This is a genomic window from Zunongwangia sp., from assembly GCF_048269745.1.
Classification (GTDB): Bacteria; Bacteroidota; Bacteroidia; order Flavobacteriales; family Flavobacteriaceae; genus Zunongwangia.
This window is the reverse complement of record NZ_JBLXIB010000009.1, coordinates 61,185-79,885: the sequence shown is the minus strand read 5'-3', so window position 1 is coordinate 79,885 and position 18,701 is coordinate 61,185. Positions and strand designations below refer to the sequence as shown.

The 18,701-nt window shown below is 32.6% G+C and carries 15 protein-coding genes; 8 read left to right on the top strand and 7 right to left on the bottom strand.

The window, feature by feature from the left end:
- The first annotated feature begins 89 nt into the window (after positions 1-89).
- Positions 90-2,360 carry a serine hydrolase domain-containing protein gene (locus ACN0WI_RS11460; RefSeq protein ID WP_417886991.1) on the top strand — a complete coding sequence of 757 codons (2,271 nt, stop codon included), beginning with the start codon at positions 90-92 and terminating at the stop codon, positions 2,358-2,360.
- Positions 2,361-2,623: 263 nt separating this feature from the next.
- Here ACN0WI_RS11460 and ACN0WI_RS11455 read toward each other — a convergent pair whose 3' ends face one another.
- A complete protein-coding gene (locus ACN0WI_RS11455) occupies positions 2,624-3,772 on the bottom strand; it encodes an MFS transporter (protein WP_417886990.1) in 1,149 nt (382 codons plus the stop codon).
- A gap of 243 nt (positions 3,773-4,015) precedes the next feature.
- On the opposite strand from ACN0WI_RS11455, the gene ACN0WI_RS11450 reads away from it, so the two are divergent.
- Both ACN0WI_RS11450 and hemN read left to right on the top strand, forming a co-directional pair.
- Positions 4,016-4,303: a hypothetical protein gene (locus ACN0WI_RS11450; protein ID WP_417886988.1), complete on the top strand. Its 288-nt coding sequence runs from the start codon at positions 4,016-4,018 to the stop codon at positions 4,301-4,303.
- Positions 4,304-4,308: 5 nt separating this feature from the next.
- Positions 4,309-5,670, top strand: a complete 1,362-nt coding sequence (hemN, locus tag ACN0WI_RS11445; protein ID WP_417886987.1) for an oxygen-independent coproporphyrinogen III oxidase — start codon at positions 4,309-4,311, stop codon at positions 5,668-5,670.
- A 648-nt stretch (positions 5,671-6,318) separates the two neighbouring features.
- Here the strand turns inward: hemN and ACN0WI_RS11440 are convergent.
- The 4 genes from ACN0WI_RS11440 to ACN0WI_RS11425 all read right to left on the bottom strand — a co-directional run bounded on the left by ACN0WI_RS11440 (position 6,319) and on the right by ACN0WI_RS11425 (position 10,455).
- A complete protein-coding gene (locus ACN0WI_RS11440) occupies positions 6,319-6,642 on the bottom strand; it encodes a hypothetical protein (RefSeq protein ID WP_417886985.1) in 324 nt (107 codons plus the stop codon).
- A 126-nt stretch (positions 6,643-6,768) separates the two neighbouring features.
- On the bottom strand, positions 6,769-8,688 hold the full coding sequence (gene dnaK / locus ACN0WI_RS11435) for a molecular chaperone DnaK (protein WP_417886984.1): 1,920 nt from the start codon (positions 8,686-8,688) through the stop codon (positions 6,769-6,771).
- 130 nt (positions 8,689-8,818) lie between these two features.
- Positions 8,819-10,090 (bottom strand): Y-family DNA polymerase, encoded by a 1,272-nt coding sequence (locus tag ACN0WI_RS11430; protein WP_417886982.1) that lies wholly within the window; start codon positions 10,088-10,090, stop codon positions 8,819-8,821.
- Positions 10,087-10,455 carry a S24 family peptidase gene (locus ACN0WI_RS11425; protein WP_417886981.1) on the bottom strand — a complete coding sequence of 123 codons (369 nt, stop codon included), beginning with the start codon at positions 10,453-10,455 and terminating at the stop codon, positions 10,087-10,089. The genes ACN0WI_RS11430 and ACN0WI_RS11425 overlap by 4 nt, the downstream gene beginning before the upstream one ends.
- Before the next feature lie 303 nt (positions 10,456-10,758).
- On the opposite strand from ACN0WI_RS11425, the gene ACN0WI_RS11420 reads away from it, so the two are divergent.
- From ACN0WI_RS11420 to ACN0WI_RS11405, 4 genes are all read left to right on the top strand, one after another.
- The gene (locus ACN0WI_RS11420; protein ID WP_417886980.1) at positions 10,759-12,183 is read left to right on the top strand and encodes an L-serine ammonia-lyase; all 1,425 of its coding nucleotides are present in this window, start codon (positions 10,759-10,761) and stop codon (positions 12,181-12,183) included.
- 72 nt (positions 12,184-12,255) lie between these two features.
- Positions 12,256-12,891 carry a type II CAAX prenyl endopeptidase Rce1 family protein gene (locus ACN0WI_RS11415; protein WP_417886979.1) on the top strand — a complete coding sequence of 212 codons (636 nt, stop codon included), beginning with the start codon at positions 12,256-12,258 and terminating at the stop codon, positions 12,889-12,891.
- A 204-nt stretch (positions 12,892-13,095) separates the two neighbouring features.
- Positions 13,096-13,914, top strand: coding sequence for a 3-methyl-2-oxobutanoate hydroxymethyltransferase (gene panB / locus ACN0WI_RS11410; protein ID WP_417886978.1), 819 nt, complete (start codon positions 13,096-13,098; stop codon positions 13,912-13,914).
- Positions 13,915-14,196: 282 nt separating this feature from the next.
- Positions 14,197-14,898 carry an RluA family pseudouridine synthase gene (locus tag ACN0WI_RS11405; protein WP_417886977.1) on the top strand — a complete coding sequence of 234 codons (702 nt, stop codon included), beginning with the start codon at positions 14,197-14,199 and terminating at the stop codon, positions 14,896-14,898.
- A 26-nt stretch (positions 14,899-14,924) separates the two neighbouring features.
- On the opposite strand, the gene ACN0WI_RS11400 is transcribed toward ACN0WI_RS11405, so the two are convergent.
- Complete coding sequence (locus ACN0WI_RS11400) at positions 14,925-15,797, bottom strand: DMT family transporter (protein WP_417886976.1); 873 nt, start codon at positions 15,795-15,797, stop codon at positions 14,925-14,927.
- 9 nt (positions 15,798-15,806) lie between these two features.
- Positions 15,807-17,351, bottom strand: coding sequence for a hypothetical protein (locus ACN0WI_RS11395; protein WP_417886975.1), 1,545 nt, complete (start codon positions 17,349-17,351; stop codon positions 15,807-15,809).
- Positions 17,352-17,498: 147 nt separating this feature from the next.
- Between ACN0WI_RS11395 and ACN0WI_RS11390 the strand changes: the two genes are divergently transcribed.
- Positions 17,499-18,671, top strand: coding sequence for a 2-isopropylmalate synthase (locus ACN0WI_RS11390; RefSeq protein ID WP_417886973.1), 1,173 nt, complete (start codon positions 17,499-17,501; stop codon positions 18,669-18,671).
- Positions 18,672-18,701 lie beyond the last annotated feature (30 nt).

Below are 18,701 nucleotides of genomic sequence, written 5' to 3'. Positions count from 1 at the left end.
AAATTATTTTGTAACCAATGATAATATTGGTCGTCTTATTTACAGACATTTAATAAAAAGCCTGTGTGGCTTTTCTTAAACCATCAATCATGAAAAAACAGTACGCATTCATCTTTTTGTCTTTTATTCTGAATTTAAATCCATTATTTGCTCAACAAAAATTGAAACCATATCAACCAATCTCAGCACAATTAGAAACTTCAGAAGATTCTAAATCCTTTACGATAGCGTTGGATTCTGCTTACTTTGTTTACGGTAAAATCGACCAAAACAGTGTTGACGGTGTTGTTAAACTATATTCTGAAGAGAATAAATTGATAGAAGAATTCGATGAAACCGGAAAAGGCCCGGACTTCTTCAGTTTTACCACTACTAAAAAAGGCGATTATCGTTTGGAAGTAGCTCCCTTTAAAAAAGATTCTGGTGCCTTTAGCATAGAGATCTTAACAGCCGAGCCCCTAGCCAAAACACCAGAGGGGAAAGTAGATCAATTACTTATTGGTTATACCGGTAATGTTCCCGGGGCCGAAGTTTTGGTATTGAAAGACGGTAAAACACTTTTAGAAAAAGCCTACGGAATGTCGAATCTTAGCTATCAGATTCCGTTTGAAACCTCAACGCCAACAAATATAGGATCTACTTCTAAGCAATTTACCGCCATGGCTATTATGCTGTTGCAGCAGCAGGGAAAATTAAATATTGATGATGATATTCGAAAATATATCCCTGAATTGCCCGAATTTGAACAGAAAGTGACGCTGCGTAACTTCTTAACCCATACCAACGGATATCGTGAATATTTAAATCTTTTTAGTCTTACCGGGAGTGATCTTACCCTCCCGATTAGTGAAGAACAGATTATCAGAAGTATCCAGCATCAACCAAGATTACAAAACGAGCCGGGAAAAAAATTCAATTACAACAACACCGGTTTTATTTTACTTAGCCTGGTAGTAGAGAAAGTTACCGATACGCCTTTTCCACAATGGATGAAAGAAAATATCTTTGAACCGTTGAATATGAAGGATACCCGTGTTAGAGCTTCTAATGACGAAATTATTCCAAATCGAGCAGCTGGTTATAAAATTGGAGACTCTGGTAAATATGTAGAAGTTGAAGATTTACAGTATTCGCGTGGAGCAGGTGGTATTTACACCACCCTACCAGATTTAAAAAATTGGATAATGAACTTTAAATCGCATCAATTAGGAGGAGAAAAAATTTATAAAGCCATGACCACACCTTTTGTTCTAAAAAATGGAGATACCTTAGACTATGGATTTGGGCTTTCTATTGATCAATATAATAAAAAGACAAGAATTCATCACGGGGGCGCCGATGCTGCACACCGATCGATGCTTATGTATTTCCCAGAATTTGATGCTGCTGTAATTACTGAAAGTAATAATGCATCCTTCAGTAGTGCAGGCATAGCTAATAAAATAGCCGATATTTATTTTGAAGATGAGTTTAATGATGCCAAAAAAATAAAAGACGGTGAATATGATATTGCAAAGTTTGAAAAACTATTAGGTGAATATGCCCTAGATGAAGCACCAGATTTTATCCTAAATTTCATGAAAGAAGGTGATAGAATTTATACACAGGCTACCGGACAGCCAGAAATAGATCTTATTGCCGAATCTGATTCGGTTTTTAAAATTAAAGGTATAGAAGCTCGTGTGAAATTTAACCTGAATGAAGATGGCACCGCTAATAGTTTAACGCTTATGCAAAATGGTATTCATACCGCAACCAAGATCTCTTCAGATAAAAACTCAGAAGATTTTGTCTACGAAACCTCAAAATTCGATAAACTTTTGGGCAAATATGCTTTAGAAGAAATGAAATCTTTTGTCATGACTTTTATGAAAGATGAAGACCAAATTTATACTCAGGCTACGGGACAACCGAAATTAGATCTTATTGCCGAATCGGACTCGTTATTCAAAATAAAAGGAGTTAATGCTCGGGTTAAATTTCATCTAAATGATAATGGAACGGCAGATTCATTAACCTTAATCCAAAACGGATTGCATAAAGCGAAAAAAATAAAAACTTCCGAAAATGTAGACCTGAAAAATTTCACAGGAAGTTTTTACAGTAGCGAAATTGAAACCGTTTACCACATCAATCTAAAAGACGATCAATTAGAAATTTTGAGCTTTTTGTTTCCTGAAAATTTAAAATTAGAATATACCACCGAAGATACTTTTGCCACCGGATCGCCCGTGCAGGCCTTAAAATTTATAAGAAACAATAAAGATGAAATTATTGGATTTGAAGTCGATAATGGCAGAACCAATGGCGTAAGATTCGATAAAATGAATGAAGAGTTTTTAATGCAAAAAACTCAGTAACAATTTAAAATAGGCTATAAAAAAAGAATTTAGAGCCTCTTTTTTTATAGCTTATTTATCGGATTTATTTTGCTTTCTAAAACAGTTGAAAAAAACCAAAAAACTAAACTGAAGTTATCAATTCAAGCTTATTATAATTAAAAAATAAATTCAGTTTTTAAGGAATTTCGATATAGTGCTTGCTTATTAATTGATGAATATAAAAAATAAAAGCTAGTTTATCAATTCTCAAACGAACAATAACGTCATCTATAATATTAATTTTAATCGCTAATGTTAGCACTCTGTCGTTTAAAAAATTGTCTAGAAATAGGCATTAACATTAATCCGGCGATTAGAAATATCAAAAATGCAAATCTTAATCCTATTAATTCGCCTAGATATCCTATTATTGCAGGTCCCAATAACATTCCTGTTACATTATAAGTAGTTACTATAGATACTGCCATCCCAGCACTATATTTAGGAGATTTACCTGCCAAACCTATCGTCATAGGCATTACTGATGCTACGCCCAAGCCTACAATACTAAAGCCAATTAATGCCGGCCAAAAATAGGGGAAAACTACTACTATTATTACTCCTAGTACTACCATACATGAACTAATAATATAGTTTTTTTTCATTCCTATCTTTTCGATAATAAAATCTGAAAAAAACCTAGAAAGCGCCATAAAAACCATAAAGGTCAAATAGCCTAAAGTAAATATTTCTTCTTTTACAACATCTTTAAAATATACACCGCTCCAATCGAACATTCCTCCTTCACATATTGATGCAAAGAAGGCTAAAATTCCTAAAATAAAAATATACCCATTAGGTTTACCTAATTTTAATTTTGCGCCTTTAACAGCTTTATCTCCTTTTAATAAAAACCGAAAAAAAATTCCGATTAATACCAGAATAGAAAATCCTACAATACTTAAATGTATTCCCATTCCAATATTATAACGAACCATAACTGTTGATACCGCTACACCTGCAATGCCACCACAACTCCAAGCAGCATGAAAAGAACCTATTATTTTACGCAAAAATGATTGTTGTACACTAATAGATTGAGTATTCATGGCTATATTCATAATACGAACCGAAAACGCATAGAAAAATAAACAAACAATTAAAGTATAGATATTTGTAGACCATCCAATACCTGCCAAGCTTATTGCAATCAATATAATACCAGCTAGCAAAGGATTTCGACTATCAAATTTAGAAACTAACCATCCAGAGATTGGGAGTCCTACAATATTTCCTATTGGCAAAACCAATAATAAACTACCTAGTTGTGCTTCATTTAAATCAAATAATTCTTTTACAGAAGGAATTCTAGAAGCCCAAGTAGAAAAAGACAGACCACTAATAAAAAAACAAATGCTGAGTGCTAATCGTTGTTGGTGTTTTACTTGCATAATAATTTAGTAGAAGTTGCAAATATCACTGTTATATCTAACTTCAGCAACGTGAATAAGATTAAAATATCAGAAAAATATAATCCGAAATCTATCCAATTTCTTTACATAAAATGAGGATTCTTAATACGAAATCAACTTTTTTTGGACAATAAGTAAAAAAACACTCTATCCTGACAAATATCATATTTTAAAATTACCTCCTCTTATATTTTTGTTACCAAATAATAATCCCTCGAAATCATGACAGTTTATACAAAAATTAACGAAGAGTTTAGCCATAATTATCTGGGCTACTCAGCTTTAGCAATGATTGTTTCTACCTGCCTTGGTGGTATAGCAATAATGACAACAGTAATGCATGGACATCAAGCTATGCAGATGTTTTTTGTATTTTTAAGTGTAGCTATTTGTAGTGCTCATAATGCTTCTATACTTACAGTACAAAAAGCACCAGTAGTATTAAAATTATTTATTAGTAGTGTTCTTATAAATTCATTACTAATATTAACAAATACATTAAGCTTGTAAGAACCATGCAGACTAATCTTATAAGAAAATATAATGTAGCCGGCCCTAGGTACACTAGCTATCCAACCGTTCCGTATTGGGAAGATTCTTCTTTTAGTTTACATGCATGGAAAGAACGATTGAGAAGAAGCTATGTTGAAAGCAAGCACAACGGTATAAGCCTTTACATACACCTTCCTTATTGCGAAAGTATGTGTACCTTTTGCGGCTGCAATAAACGTATTACCAAAAATCATTTGGTAGAGATACCGTATATAAAAACCTTACTAATTGAATGGGATTTATATACAGCATTATTTGATGAAGTTCCTGTGGTGAAAGAAGTACATTTAGGAGGAGGTACTCCTACTTTTTTTTCTCCCGAAAACTTAAGATTACTTTTAGAAGGACTCTTTAGAGATAAATCTCAACGAGCTGAAGCTAAATTAAGTTTTGAGGGCCATCCGAATAATACAACCTCCAAACATTTAAAAACTTTAGCCGATCTAGGTTTTAAACGAGTTAGTTTTGGTGTACAAGATTATAATGAAAAAGTGCAAAAAGCTATTCATAGGGTACAACCTTTCGAAAATGTAGCTAATGCTACTCGTTTAGCACGAGAAAATGGTTTTTCTTCAGTAGGGCACGATATTATTTTCGGGCTTCCATTTCAAACCACAAAAGATATTGAACATACTATAGCATTAACTAAAAAAATGATGCCGGAACGTATCGCCTTTTATAGTTATGCCCATGTACCGTGGATTAAAGGAAACGGACAACGTGGTTTTAAAGATGAAGATTTACCAAAACCAGAAGAAAAAAAGGCTCAGTTTGAGCTTGGGAAACAATTACTATTAGAAGCAGGTTATCAAGAAATTGGTATGGATCATTTTGCGTTACCTAAAGATGAACTTGCAAAAAATCAACATACCAAAAAAATTCATCGGAATTTTATGGGATATACTACAGAGACTACTCAAATTATGATTGGTCTTGGTGTATCTGCAATTGGCGATTCTTGGTACGGATTTGGCCAAAATGTAAAAAATATTGAAGAGTATAAAAATTTTGTAGAACGTGGCTCTTTTCCGATTTATCGTGGTCATATTCTAAATGATGAAGACTTGGTAATTCGCCGCCATATACTCAATTTAATGTGCAAATTAGAAACCAGTTGGCAAGACGAAAAACTATTATTTCCAGAACTCCCCGATGTGCTTATTAAGCTAAAAGAAATGGAAAATGATGGTATTCTAAAAATTGGTGATAAAAATATAACTATAACCGAAAAAGGTCGTGCTTTTGTACGAAATGTATGTATGGCTTTCGATTTACGGTTGCAAAGAAATAAACCCGAAACAAAACTTTTTTCTATGACTATTTAAATTCTGTCTTCTTTTTTATTTAAGGGGCTTTCTAACACATCTAATACCTTTTCCATGAGATTTCGGGGATTTTCTGATTGGGAGGTGATGTTACAGAGGGCCTCTTTTTTTTAATTTTCAAAAAAATATACTAACAATATTGAATTATATTTTCAATTATCTAAGAAAGCTATTTCAGTTAAAAATTAATAAGCACTGATTTTAACCCGATTTTTTACGCACGAATTTCTATCAAATTCGAGTACTTCCTCTTCTAAAATTAGAATTGTTTTATCAGACTGTAATAATAAATAACACCTATTAACTTGATAGGTCATACAAAACTCACCAAACAATTGATTTACAACCTTTTTCTTTTATCGCTCCTCTTGCTCTATTATCAACAGCTCAAAATAGCCACTGTTTTGAGTTTACAACAATTCCTTTCTCAAAATATTGATATCATTAAAAAAATATCAATTAATTCTTCTACCAATAAAATACATACTATTCATTTTCTTTTTTAGAATAAAATAATCTTACAGAAACTGTAAACAAATAAACTATTTGATAAAATTAAGATTTAACATAATACATAAAACCACTTTAGTTCTGATGTCTCTATTAAATCAGGGAGCTAATGCAACTAAAAAATAACAAGAAAATGTACTACTTTTTTTCACAAGTATATAGAATTTCATTAGTTCTATTATTTTCCTGATCATATTCGTTAGACTCTTCATTAGATAATTCTTTAATTAAATTACCCTTACAATCATAGAAAAAATAATGTGTTTGAGTATAACATAATGGATCTGTAATGGCTTTATAGTACACAGTTTCATTATTATAAGTTCCTTTTAGTATCGAGGTTTCACAGCTACAACTAGTTATACTCTCTTTTAGTTCTGCAAAAAATTGAGGATCAATTGTACCGTTGCAAGTGTTAGAATTATCATCATCACTAGAACATGCAAAAAATAATAACCCCAAAAACAATAAATATAGTTTTTTCATGAATTTGATTTTTAATAAGATACAATAACTACAGAAAGGTTGCGTACAAAAAAAAGCCACTGAAAAATCAGTGGCTTTTTTTAGGATTTATAATTAAAAAGCTTATTTCACTTCTTCGAAATCTACATCTTCTACATCATCTCCGCCTTTAGCTTCACCGCCTCCGGCTTGTGCACCTTCTGCTCCAGAAGCTCCTTGTTGAGCACCTCCTTGAGCTTCAGCTTGTGCTTTATACATTTCTTCAGAAGCTGTTTTCCAAGCTTCATTCAATTTGTCTAACGCTGGCTGAATAGTTTCTACTTCTTTAGTTTCGTAAGCTTTTTTAAGCTCTGCTAAAGCATCTTCAATTGGCTTTTTCTTATCGTCAGAAAGCTTATCACCAAACTCTTTCAATTGCTTTTCAGTTTGGAAGATCATTCCATCTGCTTCGTTAAGCTTATCGATTTTTTCTTTGGCTTGTTTATCGGCATCCGCATTTGCTTCTGCTTCTTGTTTCATTTTCTCGATTTCTTCTTCAGTTAATCCAGAAGAAGCTTCAATACGAATGTCTTGAGATTTACCAGTTGCCTTATCAGTAGCACTTACCTTAATAATACCATTAGCATCGATATCAAAAGAAACTTCAATTTGAGGTGTTCCTCTTGGTGCTGGTGGAATACCATCTAAATGGAATCTACCAATAGTTTTATTATCGGCTGCCATTGGTCGTTCCCCTTGTAACACATGGATTTCTACAGAAGGCTGATTATCGGCCGCGGTAGAGAATGTTTGTGATTTTTTAGTTGGGATTGTTGTATTAGCCTCTATAAGTTTTGTGTTAACACCACCCATAGTTTCAATACCTAAAGAAAGTGGAGTTACATCTAATAACAATACATCTTTAACATCTCCAGTTAATACACCACCTTGAATTGCTGCTCCAATAGATACAACCTCATCTGGGTTAACTCCTTTAGAAGGTTTTTTTCCGAAGAAACTTTCTACTTCTTCCTGAATTTTAGGAATACGTGTAGAACCACCTACTAAGATTACCTCATCAATATCGCTCTTAGTTAAATCTGCATCTTGAAGTGCTTTTTTAACAGGATCCATAGATCTAGTTACTAATTCTGCAGCTAATTGCTCAAATTTAGATCTTGTTAAAGTTTCTACTAAGTGTTTTGGTCCACTTGAAGTCGCTGTAACATAAGGCAAGTTAATTTCTGTTTGAGAAGAAGAAGATAATTCTATCTTAGCTTTTTCTGCCGCTTCTTTTAAACGTTGTAATGCCATTGGATCTTTTCTAAGATCGATGTCTTCTGCTTTCTGGAAAGTCTCTGCTAACCAATCGATAATTACTTCGTCAAAATCGTCTCCACCAAGGTGTGTATCTCCATTTGTAGACAATACTTCAAATACACCATCTCCTAATTCTAGAATAGAAATATCGAATGTACCTCCACCAAGGTCATACACAGCAATTTTTTGATCGCTAGATTTTTTATCTAAACCGTAAGCTAAAGCAGCTGCTGTTGGTTCGTTTATAATTCTTCGAACTTTAAGACCTGAAATCTCACCAGCTTCTTTAGTTGCTTGACGTTGAGAATCGTTAAAGTAAGCAGGTACAGTAATTACTGCTTCTGTTACATCTTGTCCTAAATAATCTTCTGCTGTTTTCTTCATTTTTTGAAGAATCATAGCTGAAAGTTCTTGAGGAGTATAAAGACGCCCATCTATATCTACACGTGGTGTATCATTATCTCCTTTTACTACTTTATACGCTACACGTCCTGCTTCTCTTGAAGATTCTGAGAATTTGTTCCCCATAAATCGTTTTACAGAAGCAATTGTTTTTTCTGGATTTGTTACCGCCTGTCTTTTAGCCGGATCTCCTACTTTTATTTCGCCACCTTCCACAAATGCAATTACAGAAGGAGTTGTTCTTTTACCTTCGGCATTCGGGATTACCGTTGGCTCGTTACCTTCCATAACTGAAACGCAAGAGTTGGTAGTACCTAAGTCAATTCCAATTATCTTACTCATAACTTTATACAGTTGATTTTAATGTTTTATATTCAATTTTACGTTCAGTAAAAGTCAATCTTTATGCCAGCTAAATTCTTATGACAGGTTGTCACAAAAAAGACAAATTAATCCTACTTATCTGCAATTTTTACCTTTTTATGATTAAAAGTTCACTCCATTGGGTAGTATATCGGGCACTTCTACTTTCTTTTATTAATTCCCATTTATTTTTTCGAGTGCCGGTGGTGGCAGATGCAACTGTAGATTTTCCGTATTTAGTATTGATCTGATCGAAAATTTTCATTAAACGTGAATCTGATAGCTTGGAATCTTGAATAAATAAATTGCCCTGTACATATTCTTGAGGAATAATACCACTTAGGTTAACTCCTACTTTTTTATACCGATATCCTCTTTTAAATATATAATGTAAAGCCTTTTTTGCTTCAGCTATTAGATAAAATGTATTGTTGGAGGGAATTGCCAAAGTAACTGTATGGCTATTGAAATATTGCTTATCTATATTACTATGGTAATTAGTTTGGAGAAAAACCTGAACATAGGTAGCGCAACTTTGTTGTGCCCGAAGTACTTCGCTTACTTCACTAATGTAATAGGCACAAGCTTCTTCTATAAGATCTAAATCTTCCATACGTTTTCCAAAAGATTTTGCTGTTCCTATTGCTTTTTTTGGCTCTGGTATAGTCGTAAAATCTAAGCATCTTTTCCCTTGTAATTCTCTCCACAAACGTTCGCCAACTACCGTCATTTCTTTACGAACTTGTTCACCACTCATTTTAGTAATAAAATCGAATGCTGTAACTATTCGTTTTTCTGTTAATCGTTGTGTATGTTTTCGGCCAATCCCCCAAACGTCTTTTATTTTAGTTCTCTTTAATGTTTCCATTCGTTTAGCATCTGAATCGATTACATAAACGTGTTGATGTTGTATTTCTTTTTTGGCTATTTTATTAGCAACTTTGGCCAAAACTTTTGTGGGAGCTATGCCTACTCCTACCGGTAAGCCCGTTAATTGGTATATTTCATCTTTAATTCTTTTTCCATATTCCACCAAATCTTTTTGCGGTATACCTTCTAATTCGATAAATGCTTCATCAATACTATATACTTCTACTAATGGAGAGAAAGTCCGTAAAATATTCATGACTCGTTGCGACATTTCTCCATATAAAGTATAATTAGAAGAAAAAAAGGTGACTTTATTTTTTTGAAGAATATCCCTTATTTTAAAAACAGGCTCAAACATCGGGATATGAGCTAAGTTTTTTGTTTCCTTATTGGCGGCTATAATACATCCATCGTTATTGCTTAAAACAACAACGGGTTTCCCCCACAAATCAGGTCTGAAAACCTGTTCACAAGATGCATAAAAGCTATTACAGTCTACCATCGCAATCATAACATATTATGTATTATAAAAGTAATAATACCCCATACTTGTATTTCTTCTTTTTTATAATTGGTATTGAAATTTATAATATCAAATTCGCCTTCTTTTACTATTAGTGCAAGCCTATTTTTCTGCAGTTTAAAAGAACGATCGATAATTAACACATCATGATGATAAATATTGAAATCAACCCAATTTTCTCCCACAATTCGTACAAAAAAAGTAGCATCTTGATTATATATTAACTCTTTGTGCAAATCTATAGGAGCTTCCTGATAATGTGTTGCAGCACTAGGAAACCCCGTTTGCTGTGAAACTTCGGGAGCATGACGATTTCCTGCTTTTGCTATTTTTCCTCCAATAAAATTTTCCATATTTCAAAATTATGGAAAATTTCCTATTTAAAGATGGAATTTTTCCTAAAAATATTCTATAATTTATGAATAAAAACAAAATCGACAGATTTATAATCTGATATCAAAACCTACAATTAGTACTTCTAGCGCTTTTTTTGTGCTAACAAAAGGCTTTGAGCAACTTATGCCGGAAACTTTCCGTTAAAAAGCAGTAATAATCTTTTTTCTTATTATGAATCTTAGCAAAACTGCATACTCTGGGTTTCTTTTATTTCTGTATTTGTACTTATATCTATACATTTGCCTGCATAATTTTTCAGAATGGAGTGTATTAGCGTGTTCGATATGTTAAAAATTGGTGTGGGCCCATCGAGTTCACACACATTAGGGCCATGGCGTGCTGCGCAACGATGGGTTGCCGAACTAAAAGCTAAAGCTATTTTCGATCAGGTGGAAAAAATCCATATCGATTTGTACGGATCTTTATCCTTAACCGGAAAAGGACATGCTACAGATATTGCCACATTACTTGGATTATCTGGGTATGATCCGGTTACAATGGATATTTCAAAAATAGATACAGAAATAGCAAGTATTGAAAATAATAACCTATTGTATCTTAATCAAGAAATTAAAATTCCGTTTCATAAAGAAACCAATATAAAATTCAACAGAAAATTTCTTGACTTTCATCCAAACGGAATGATCTTTAGAGCCACACTAAAAAATGGCAAAAATCGATCTTCTTCATTCTTCTCGATTGGTGGTGGATTTGTTGTAAAAAAAGCACGAAAAAATGCTAAAAAGAAACAAGATAAATTTGATGAATTTCCGTTTCCAGTAGAAAATGCAAACCAATTATTAGCATATTGTAAAAAAGAAAATCTTAGTATTTCTAACCTAGTGTTACAAAACGAGCGCTCGCTTAGAACCGATGATCAAATAGATAGCGGTTTACAAAAAATCTGGGATGTTATGCTAGAATCGATGTATATTGGTTCCCATACCGAAGGTATATTACCCGGTGGATTGCAAGTAAAACGCCGATCTTTTGAAATACATCAACGTCTTATAGGAGATCAAAAATACCAATGTCCGGAAACTTGGATTACAGCTATTAGAAATACAGAAGTTAAATTTCGGCAAATTTTAAAATGGGTAACTTGTTTTGCTTTAAGTGTTAACGAGGTTAATGCTAGTTTAGGAAGAGTAGTTACTGCCCCTACAAATGGAAGTGCCGGAACAGTTCCTGCTGTATTAATGTACTATATTGTCATTGAAAACCATAAAGCTACTTTTGACGATATTAAACGATTTATGCTTGTAGCCGGAGAAATCGGTAGTCTATTTAAAAAAGGAGCTACTATATCTGCCGCTATGGGAGGTTGTCAAGCCGAAATTGGCGTATCTTCTGCAATGGCTGCCGGCGGATTAACAGAACTTTTAGGCGGAACACCCGAACAAGTTTTAATGGCTAGCGAGATTGCAATGGAACATCATCTAGGTTTAACCTGCGATCCTATTGCCGGGCTGGTACAAGTACCTTGTATTGAACGTAATGCAATGGGTGCTATTAAAGCAATTAATGCTGCAGAAATTGCTTTAGAAAGCGATGCTACAAAGGCAAAAGTGCCATTAGATAAAGTAATAGCAACTATGTGGGATACCGCAAAAGATATGAATTCTAAATACAAAGAAACTAGCAAAGGTGGCCTTGCCGTTAAAGTGAGCCTTAGTGATTGTTAACCTACATATAGCTTGAATACACTTAGCCCAATATCAAAAATAAAAAATTTACTACGTCATTATATTTATACAATGATAAGTTATTTTTTGTTTTTTATGCTGCTAGGTGGATTAAACGAATTTTTTCCACAATTAGATTTTGATAAATACGAACAGACTGAAATTTTTGAGATGATGACGGATAATCCGGTACTGTTTTTTATACTTGCCGTAATTATCGCTCCTATTTTAGAAGAAAGCTTATTCCGAAGCTTAATTAAACCTTCTAAAAATGAAATTTTAATTTTTTGTTGCTCTTGGCTATTCTTTTTTGGGTTATTTTTTATTCCTGTAGAAGCAAATATCTTTCTGAAATATGGCCTACTAATACTCTCTGGATTTATCATTTTCTTATTTCTAAAATCGGCTATTCCTGAAAAATTACTATCTAAAATTCAATGTTTTCTTACCAAATACTACAGAGTGGTCTGGGTTGTTTCTGCCATTATTTTTGGATATGTACATGTTTGGAATTATGTCTCGAATTTTGAATTTAATTTAATCCTATTCTTTCTTATCTTTCCTCGTATTATAGCAGGATATTTCTTCGGAAGGCTAAAAGTTCAAAATAAAGAGTTGTATTGGCCCATTTTACTTCATGCCATTAACAACGGCATGGTTATTCTTTTAACATCTCAAGCAGATAAAGTTACCGATCTATTTATTTAACAAACACTTACAAAAATTACTTCTTCAATTTTGTAAATTCAGCAGTAAAAAACTAGAACTTAAAACAAGCTAGTAGTAAATTCATCGTTTAAATATCCTTTTTTAATTAGTAAAAAACATTTGAGTAGCACCACAATTTTAAACTTATAGCAGTTATAATCTCTCCTTAAAATCTTAATTTTACAAATTCTTAAAAATAATAGAATGTCTGTTGCAAAAAAAGAATATAAAAGAGTTACCGTAAAATCTCTTGTAGATATGAAACGTCGTGGAGAAAAAGTCTCCATGCTTACAGCTTACGATTATTCAATGGCGAAAATTATGGATGGCGCTGGCGTAGATGCCATTTTAGTGGGCGATTCTGCCAGTAACACTATGGCAGGTTACGAAACCACTTTACCCATGACGCTAGACCACATGATTTATCATGCTACAAGTGTAGTAAATGCGATTAACCGATCTTTAGTGGTTGTAGATTTACCATTTGGAACGTACCAAAGTGATCCAAAAGAAGCTTTACGATCTTCTATAAGAATTATGAAAGAAAGTGGAGCCCACGCTATTAAATTAGAAGGTGGTAAAGAAATAAAAGAGTCGATTAAACGGATTTTAAATGCTGGAATTCCAGTAATGGGTCATTTAGGATTAACGCCACAATCTATCTATAAATTTGGAACGTATACCGTAAGAGCAAAAGATGAAGAAGAAGCCGAAAAATTAAAATCGGATGCTAAATTACTAGAAAAGTTAGGTTGTTTTGCTGTAGTACTAGAAAAAGTACCTGCTAAATTAGCCAAAGAAGTTGCCGAAAGTATAAGCATTCCGGTAATTGGTATTGGTGCCGGAAACGGATGCGATGGGCAAGTATTGGTAGTTCACGATATGTTAGGAATGACTAAAGAATTCCATCCTAGATTTTTACGCCGCTATTTAGATTTACACACCGAAATGACAAATGCCTTCAAAGCATATACTAAAGATGTAAAAAGTGGTGATTTCCCTTCTGAAAACGAACAATACTAATTACTAAACAAGTCTTATAAATAGATATTGAAAAAAATATCCAATTAGTTTTTTTATTGACTTCAGAAAAATAAAGAGGAGATCCAATATTTTTATAGCGGTTCTCCTCTACTTTTATATATAATTCGTCACAATCTGCTTTCCAAAAAAACTTATTAATAAAATTTAGATAGCTTCAATATAATTAGCTCTAAAAAATATATTCTCTTATTTCGATAGCATATTCAATAGCTAGAAATTGAAAATTGATTATTTTTACCCTTAATTTTTAAAATTCACTTTTTGGACAATAAGCAATATTCCACTAAAAATAATTTGCAAATACTGCATGAAGATAACCATATAATTGTGGTTAATAAACGCGTTGGCGATATTGTACAAGGCGATAAAACGGGAGACAAACCATTAAGCGAAGTTGTAAAACTGTATATTAAAGAACGAGATAATAAGCCGGGAAATGTTTATTTAGGAGTAGTACACCGTTTAGACAGACCAACTAGTGGTATTGTATTATTTTCAAAAACTTCAAAATCTTTACCTAGGCTTAATAAATTATTTCAGGAAAAAGAAGCTAAAAAAACTTATTGGGCGGTGGTTAAAAACCGTCCACCTAAAGATCAGGATACCCTTGTCCATTATCTTAAAAGAAATCAGAAACAAAATAAGTCTTACGCCAATACAAAAGAAGTTCCTGATAGTAAAAAAGCCATTTTAGAATATCGTATTTTAAAAGAATTAGATAATTATTTTTTATTAGAAATCGATTTACAAACCGGCAGACATCACCAAATAAGAAGTCAGCTTTCTGCTATTGGTTGTCCAATTAAAGGTGATTTAAAATATGGTTTCGATAGAAGTAATAAAGATGCTGGTATTCATTTACACGCTCGTAAATTAGAATTTATTCATCCGGTAAAAAAAGAAGCTATAACTATTGTTGCTGATGTTCCTAACGAACCACTATGGCAAGCTTGTATGAAGTAGAATAAGCTTGAAATAAATTATTTCAGCTAATTTATTTTTTTAAACGTTCTAAAAATTTCAGTAAAAACGGCGGCAGCAATCAAACTACCGCCAATTATTGTATTTACTGAAGGTATTTCTTTCAGAATAAAATATCCTAATAAAATGCCATAAATAGGTTGTGCGCTACTTATTATACTCGCAGTAGTAACCGAAAAATAACGGAAACTAGTAACTAGCATTGTATGCCCAACTGAAGTAGTTAGTAGCCCCAAAATTAACAGAGGTGCCCATTGTGAAGGTACCTGCGATAAATCAAATAAAAACAATACGGGAATTAATACCGTAGTTACTACAAGCATTTGTACCATCATTAAGAATGATCCGTTATATTTTTCCGATTGTTCTTTTATTAAAATATTCCGAAGCGAATAAATAAATGCAGAGCCGACTCCAAAACATACGGCAAGTGTTTTTTGATTTTCAAAACTAAATTCGGGCACTAAAAAATACACACCTACTACTACGAAAATTGCTAATACGGCATGAATTTTATTAAATCCTGTTTTTCGAATAATAGGTTCTAAAAATGTTGTAATTACAGGATGCGTATATATGGCTAACATCCCAATAGCTACACTCGATAATTTTAATGCTTGAAAATAGGTGAGCCAATACACCGCCATCAATAAGCCGATACCTATTACTTTTTTAGCATCTTTTTTATTTGGAAATACTAAAGAAACCCCTCTAATTTTACAAAAAATAAACAAGGCTAAAAAAGCAATAAGTGCTCGTAAAAAAATAATTAAAAATGGACTTAAATCAATATACCTTCCTAGCGTTCCCGATGTGCTTATAAAAATTACAGCAAGATTGAGTTCTAGTAAGGGTAATATGCCATTTTGTTCTTTCTTCAAAAATAAAATTTAGCGTGCTTTAAGTTTTAATTTATTTTGAATTACTTCAGCTACCGGTTTGTTTTCTATTTTACTTTCTAACCAAGAAATTATATCTAAATATAAAAATGCTCGCCGTTCGAATGGATGGTTTTCATAGACTTTTAATGTGGCATGTAACTTTCTAAATTCATCTTTAATATCTAACGGACTAACGTCGGGTAGGTTTCTTAAAAATTTAATCATTTCTTTTTGAACTTCGTGCAAGTCGTTCATTTTGATTAAAAATTTGTAGGTCGATTTTATTAAACGTTCTAAATGGTAATCCATTCCAGCTTCGTAATGAGCTACTAAACTTAATATTCTTGAAAAGCACATTAAATCTTCACGCATCTCTAAGGATTTATTATGAATAATTTTTCGTAGATATTCTATACATTCTTTATTCTTACCATCGCCAAAATATAACGAAGCAATTTTATAGTAAAAAACCATAATATGATGCTCATCAATTTTACTTTTAAAGCGTTTAATTTTCTGGTCTATTTTACCAACTAATGTTTCTCCGGAATGAAACTCAGCTTTCATAAACCGAAGATTTAATTTATTCTCGTACAAATAAAGAAAAGATAAAGATGCAATATTATCATCATCTGGAATATTAGGATTCTTTAAAGTATCTTCAAACCGATGTAACACTTTCTCAAAAGTTGAGGTATGGTTTAAGTAGAATAAAGATTCTAATAAATAATGATTTCCTTTTAGGTAAAATACAGGATGTACCGGAATTAAATGCTGATTTTCATTAAAAAGATCGATCCATTTAGAAGCGTATTTAAACGCATTCAAAAAATTTTGTGTAATAAAACTATACCATAAATGCGCTTGGTATAACCATAACTTTTCCTTAAATCCTAAATCTGAAAATTTATATTTCGGTAAATTATTTTCAAAATAATTATGGATCTCTATTGCTTCATCTTCCGTTCTGGCATAACCCATTTTAAGAAAAGTTCCATATAACTGTAAGGAAAGATTAGAGAGTTTACTCGAAATTTCGCTTAAATGCGTAAGTTCTTCAGTTTGCTTTACCAAAGTCTCTGCACGATTTTCTATACTTCGAGTTATATATTGAGATTCTATAATTTTCTCTAGCTCTAAAATTTCATATGCCAAGTTCTTCTCTTCGTAAGCTAATGCCGTAGTTTTTGTTTTATCTAAAAGTTTTAAACTTTGCTTGTACAAACCTTTTCGATAAAGAATGATTCCAAAATCTAATTGCTCTCGAATTTGAATAGGAATACTTTGGTGAGCAGGATTTAAACGTAAACTAATTAAAATTTGCTTATAAAGATGCGCCTTTATATTTGAGAGTTGTTGCTTAGTAATATTGGTGTTTTTAAGCACCAATTCTTCATTATATTTTTTCTGTTTACTTAGTACTTTAAAAAGATTTAAAAATTTGCTGTCAGAATTCACTCCAATTCTTCCAACATATAGCGAAAACTGTCTCTTTTCTGAGGGAGAAAGTGACTTAATTAAAGAAAATAAGTTATCAGTTAAATCATTAGTCATTGTAAAAGAATAGTTTTTAAAAACCTGATAATCAGATATATTAAAGCAATAAAACTAATTTAATTATCGTAACGCATTGCAAAACTTGTTGGGGCAATATTACTCTTTATTATAATTTAGATAAAGATAAAGTAAAAAAATACTCTTATGAGCGCAGAAAAGGTAGAAATTTTTGACACAACTTTGAGAGACGGAGAGCAAGTTCCGGGCTGTAAATTAAACACAGAACAGAAATTAAAAATTGCGGCAAGACTCGATGAGCTAGGTGTAGATGTTATTGAAGCTGGTTTCCCTGTATCTAGTCCTGGAGATTTTAGATCGGTTACCGAAATTTCAAAAATAGTAAAAAATGCTACTGTTTGTGGACTCACAAGAGCTGTGAAAAAAGATATTGAAGTAGCTGCTGAAGCCTTAAAATATGCAAAAAAGCCGCGTATACATACCGGTATAGGAACTTCCGATTCTCACATTAAATACAAATTTAACGCTACTCCTGAACAAATTATAGAACGTGCAGTAGAAGCTGTTGCTTATGCGAAAAATTTTGCGGATGATGTTGAATTTTATGCAGAAGATGCCGGAAGAACCGATAACGAATTTCTTGCTCAAGTCTGCCAAGAGGTCGTCAACGCAGGAGCTACTGTTTTAAATATTCCGGACACTACGGGTTATTGTCTTCCTGAAGAATACGGTAAAAAAATAAAATACCTTAAAGATAATATAGTAGGGATAGAAAATGTTATTATATCTTGCCATTGCCATAACGATTTAGGCTTAGCAACAGCAAATTCTATTTCCGGTATTACAAACGGCGCACGACAAATTGAATGTACTATTAATGGAATTGGTGAACGTGCAGGAAATACAGCTTTAGAAGAAGTTGTAATGATTCTTAGACAGCACCCAACTTTAAATTTAAATACCGATATTAATCCCAAATTATTGTTTGAAATTAGTAAAATGGTTTCTAGAGAAATGGGAATGTTTGTACAACCTAATAAAGCAATTGTTGGCGCAAATGCATTTGCTCATAGTTCAGGAATACACCAAGATGGTGTAATTAAAAACCGCGAAACTTACGAGATTATGGCACCAGAAGATGTAGGTGTAACCGAGTCTGCAATTGTTCTTACTGCTAGAAGTGGCCGTGCAGCCCTAGCTTATAAAGCTAAAAAAGTAGGCTACGAGCTTACTAAATTAGAATTAGATACCGTTTATGCAGAATTTCTTAATTATGCAGATATGAAAAAAGAGGTATTAGATAACGATATCCATGAAATTATGGAACGTTCTAAAAGAAGAAATAAAGCAATAGCATAACATTAAATAGTTTCATAAATGCGCAATTAT

Coding starts and splice junctions, on each gene's coding strand:
- ACN0WI_RS11460 (WP_417886991.1), top strand. CDS start 90: ATGAAAAAACAGTACGCATTCATCTTTTTGTCTTTTATTCTGAATTTA.
- ACN0WI_RS11455 (WP_417886990.1), bottom strand. CDS start 3,772: ATGCAAGTAAAACACCAACAACGATTAGCACTCAGCATTTGTTTTTTT.
- ACN0WI_RS11450 (WP_417886988.1), top strand. CDS start 4,016: ATGACAGTTTATACAAAAATTAACGAAGAGTTTAGCCATAATTATCTG.
- hemN (WP_417886987.1), top strand. CDS start 4,309: ATGCAGACTAATCTTATAAGAAAATATAATGTAGCCGGCCCTAGGTAC.
- dnaK (WP_417886984.1), bottom strand. CDS start 8,688: ATGAGTAAGATAATTGGAATTGACTTAGGTACTACCAACTCTTGCGTT.
- ACN0WI_RS11430 (WP_417886982.1), bottom strand. CDS start 10,090: ATGATTGCGATGGTAGACTGTAATAGCTTTTATGCATCTTGTGAACAG.
- ACN0WI_RS11425 (WP_417886981.1), bottom strand. CDS start 10,455: ATGGAAAATTTTATTGGAGGAAAAATAGCAAAAGCAGGAAATCGTCAT.
- ACN0WI_RS11420 (WP_417886980.1), top strand. CDS start 10,759: ATGGAGTGTATTAGCGTGTTCGATATGTTAAAAATTGGTGTGGGCCCA.
- ACN0WI_RS11415 (WP_417886979.1), top strand. CDS start 12,256: ATGATAAGTTATTTTTTGTTTTTTATGCTGCTAGGTGGATTAAACGAA.
- panB (WP_417886978.1), top strand. CDS start 13,096: ATGTCTGTTGCAAAAAAAGAATATAAAAGAGTTACCGTAAAATCTCTT.
- ACN0WI_RS11395 (WP_417886975.1), bottom strand. CDS start 17,351: ATGACTAATGATTTAACTGATAACTTATTTTCTTTAATTAAGTCACTT.
- ACN0WI_RS11390 (WP_417886973.1), top strand. CDS start 17,499: ATGAGCGCAGAAAAGGTAGAAATTTTTGACACAACTTTGAGAGACGGA.